The following is a 3,828-nucleotide window of genomic DNA, read 5'->3' on the forward strand; positions in this document are numbered from 1 at the left end:
AAAGACCTTTATTTATTACTCTTCTTAGTAGATCAACACAGCTTTAATCGGACAACAATGATAAAATATCTAAAGAAAAGATGTTTTCAGTAATCTGAATTATCATGAAAATAGGACAGCTCCACAACTTAATACTATTTATGTCATGATGCTTTAGAGTATCCGATTAAATTATTTCAAGGGCTGAAAATGAAGATTTATGATCTGATAAAAAAGTGATGCTTTATTATATGAAAAGAGCTGCCATTTTATCAATGACAGCTCTTTTTGGCTAATTCAAGTAAAATTAAATGATTTACTTGATTTGTGAATTGGTTTGAATCTCAGATAATGGTATTGGCAAATAAGCATGTGATGCCGCATTGAAATTAGTTCGCCCTGCAGCTTGCATGGCTTGGTCTAATAGTCCCCATCGGCGTAAATCAAAGAATCGAACCGATTCTAAAGTCAACTCCATGGTTCGTTCATGAATGATTTGAGTTTTAACATCTGCTTTCGAGGTGGCCGTTATTGGAGGCATATAGCCATGGACTTCTCTTACTTTATTAATGAATGGGATCGCTTGAGCTGTTGCACCGGTTTCGTTTAAAGCTTCGGCATACATCAGTAGTACGTCAGCATAGCGCATTAATACCACATTAACACCAACATAACTATTGTTAGAAACATAATTTGGCAACCATTTTCTGAAGTAGGCTGCATTATCATTGGTGTCTCCGTATGTCTCATTCATGAGGACATCCCATGTGCTGCCTTGCATTTGTTTGGTGCTTGTGTTATTATAAAATGGGTCTTTAAAATAAAGCGAGCCATAAAGTCTGTTGTCATATAGTCCATTGCTGGCAATCTTGCCTTCTTTTTTCATTTCATTGACCACACTCATCGTGGCTGCAATGCCGCCCCATCCGCCAATGGACCAATCGCCTACAAAAGCATGTAATCTTGTGGAGTTGTTTGATGTGGCATCTGCAGTTTTAAACTGAAGTTCAAAAATGGATTCGCTATTATTTTCATTTTCGCCATTAAATAAACTTAAATAATCAGACTCTAAAGCATACGTTCCAGCAGATCCATCAACAATGGATTTAAACGCCAGTACGGCATTGTCAAAATCATTAGCTTCTGCTGAGGTGGCGTCTCCAGCTTTATACATATAAGCTTTTCCCAAATAGGCCAAAGCTGCACCTTTAGTGGCTCTTCCTGGTTCAGTGTTTTCAACTGTTTTTAGCATCTCTGCAGCTTGTTTGAAATCGCTAATGATGACTTCCCAAGCTTCTGGTCGCGAGGATAAAGGTTTGTCTAAAGTTTCATTGGAAATTAATTCTGTTCTTAAAATGATCTGCTCATAAAGTGTTAGTAATTTGAAATGATAGTAAGCTCTTAAAAACGTCGCTTCTCCAATGATTTGTTGTTTTTCAGCATCTGAAATTTGATCAGAAGTCATCTCTCCAACTTTGGTAATAACTTGATTGGAAAAATTCAATCCTTTATAATTTGTGGTCCATATCACATCTAAAAAGGTATGGCCATTAGTGTAATTGAAGTTGAAGATAGACATCCAGTGGGAATAATTACTGGCATCTGGCCCTGGTAATGCATAATCCGATCTGAAATATTCTACGACCGGACGTCCTTCTTGCCAGCCATCCCAAAAATTACTTCTGGATTCCAATTCTGAATAAGCCGCCACTAAACCCGATTGTGCATCTTCGGCATTTCTCCAAAAATTGGATGAGGTCAATTGGTCGGGCGGTGTTTGCTCTAAAAACTCATCATCGTTACATGATGTTGATAGCGACAAGGTTAAAGCAACTATAACTAGTTTATATATGTTTTTCATTTTGTTCTTTTTAGTTATTGTTAAAATCCAAATTGGACTCCAAAAATTAGAGACTTATATTTCGGATATAAATTAATATCAATACCTCTTGATAATACACTTCCGCCAACTTCAGGGTCTAAGCCGCTGTAATTAGTAAAGGTGAATAAGTTTTGACCTGTAAGGTAAACGCGGAATTTGTCAACCGCTAACGTTTCTAGAACATTTGCAGGTAAGGAATATCCTAATTGGATCGTTTTAATTCTCAAATAATCACCTTTTTCTAAAAATCGGGTTGACGCTCTACTATTTCTATTAGGGTCGCCCAATATGGCTCTCGGGATATCTGTATTGGTATTTGAGGGTGTCCATGCATTTACCGCTTCGGCTCTAAAATTTCTTCCAGTATCTAAGCTCAATAATCTGAAGTCATTACCATTGTATATTTTGTTACCACCAACACCTTGGAAGAATATGTTGAAATCAAAACCTTTATAATCGGCCGATAAACTTAAACTATACTCATATTTCGGAATGGCTGTTCCTTGGTAGGTTTCATCCTTTGAATCGATTTCACCATCACCATTTTGGTCAACAAATCTAATGTCTCCGGGAGCGGCGTCTGGTTGCGCGCCATGGGCATCTACTTCAGCTTGCGTTTGGAAAATACCATCGGCTACTGGTAAAAAATAAGCACCTGGCTCATAACCTATACGCGTTTGATTGACAAAATGGTCTGATCCAAATAATAATCCAATACCGTACAAGTTTTGATTAGCGTTGCTTAATCGTGTCACTTCACTATTTACAGTCGTAAAGGTTGTGAAAGCCGAATAATTGAATTCGCCGTTCTTATTGGTGTATCCCAATTCAAACTCCAAACCTTTATTCTTAAATTCTCCCACATTTACAACGGGAGGGTTGACACCGCTGGATGGGGCAACTTCCTTGATAATCAGCAAATCTTCGGTAGTGGTTTTGTAATAGTTGACGGAACCCTTTAATTTGTTTTTAAAAGTGGCAAAGTCAATACCAAAATTTGAAGAGGTGTTTGTTTCCCATTTTAAATTATCATTCTGCAAATCGCGAGCAATACTTCCTAAATAAGAGTTCTGTGGACTTCCAAACACGTAACCGCCATTACTTCTACTTTTTCCTTGAGATATGAGCGCGATATAGTCAAAATAACCTAAGGCACTATCATTTCCTGCCTGACCCCAGCTATAGCGCAGTTTTAGAAAGTTGAAAATCTCTTGATTTTTCATGAAATCTTCATCTGTTATTTTCCATCCAAGTGCGAACGATGGAAACGTTCCATATTGCTTGTTCTTTCCAAATTTTGAACTCCCATCCCTACGGATACTTGCTTGTAATAAATAGCGATCATTATATGCATAATTAATTCTACCAAATTGCGAAACTAAAGCGTATTGTGCATTAGTGCCTTGTGCGGAAAAAGTACCATCGCTAAACGCATTTAACGTATTAAATCTCGGATCGAGTATGGTAGCCGGTACTTTATTGCCTTCGTCATCAAACTTATAACCTTCTGCCTGGACAAAAGTTTCTTTGAAGGGCTCAGAAATTCTTTGATAACCTGCCAATAGATTTATGGAATGTTTCTCAATGTCAAATTTGTAATTCAGCGTATAATCTTGATTTAGCCTTCTAAATTCTCTGTTATGCTCAGACACATACGCAAACTCATTTTGAGGATTGTCATCAATATCCCTTACTTTAAATGCAGGGTGGAAGGCATAAGTATAATTATCTGTATTAGATAAAGAGTAATTGGCGTTGGCATTTAATCCTTTAATTATTTCGTAGTTGAAGCTCACATTTCCTAAGAAATACTTCAGCTTAGTGTAGCCATTAAGAATGTTAGCTTCCCCTACAGGATTGCGGTGGTCTGGCAAATCGCCAGTTCTGTAACCATAGCCTGATGGTTTGGAGGAATCATAAACCGGAATTAATGGCGATATAAAGTAAGTTTCGCGCAATGAAAACTT

The 3,828-nt window shown here is 37.4% G+C and carries 2 protein-coding genes; both read right to left on the reverse strand.

The window, feature by feature from the left end:
• Positions 1 to 295: 295 nt before the first annotated feature.
• The gene (locus ABIQ28_RS03665; RefSeq protein ID WP_348035396.1) at positions 296 to 1,840 is read right to left on the reverse strand and encodes a RagB/SusD family nutrient uptake outer membrane protein; all 1,545 of its coding nucleotides are present in this window, start codon (positions 1,838 to 1,840) and stop codon (positions 296 to 298) included.
• A gap of 20 nt (positions 1,841 to 1,860) precedes the next feature.
• The coding region (locus ABIQ28_RS03670) for a SusC/RagA family TonB-linked outer membrane protein (protein ID WP_348035397.1) at positions 1,861 to 3,828 on the reverse strand (1,968 nt) is incomplete at its 5' end.

The sequence above is a fragment of the Gelidibacter sp. genome (assembly GCF_039916245.1).
Lineage (GTDB): Bacteria > Bacteroidota > Bacteroidia > Flavobacteriales > Flavobacteriaceae > Gelidibacter.

Coding starts and splice junctions, on each gene's coding strand:
- ABIQ28_RS03665 (WP_348035396.1), bottom strand. CDS start 1,840: ATGAAAAACATATATAAACTAGTTATAGTTGCTTTAACCTTGTCGCTA.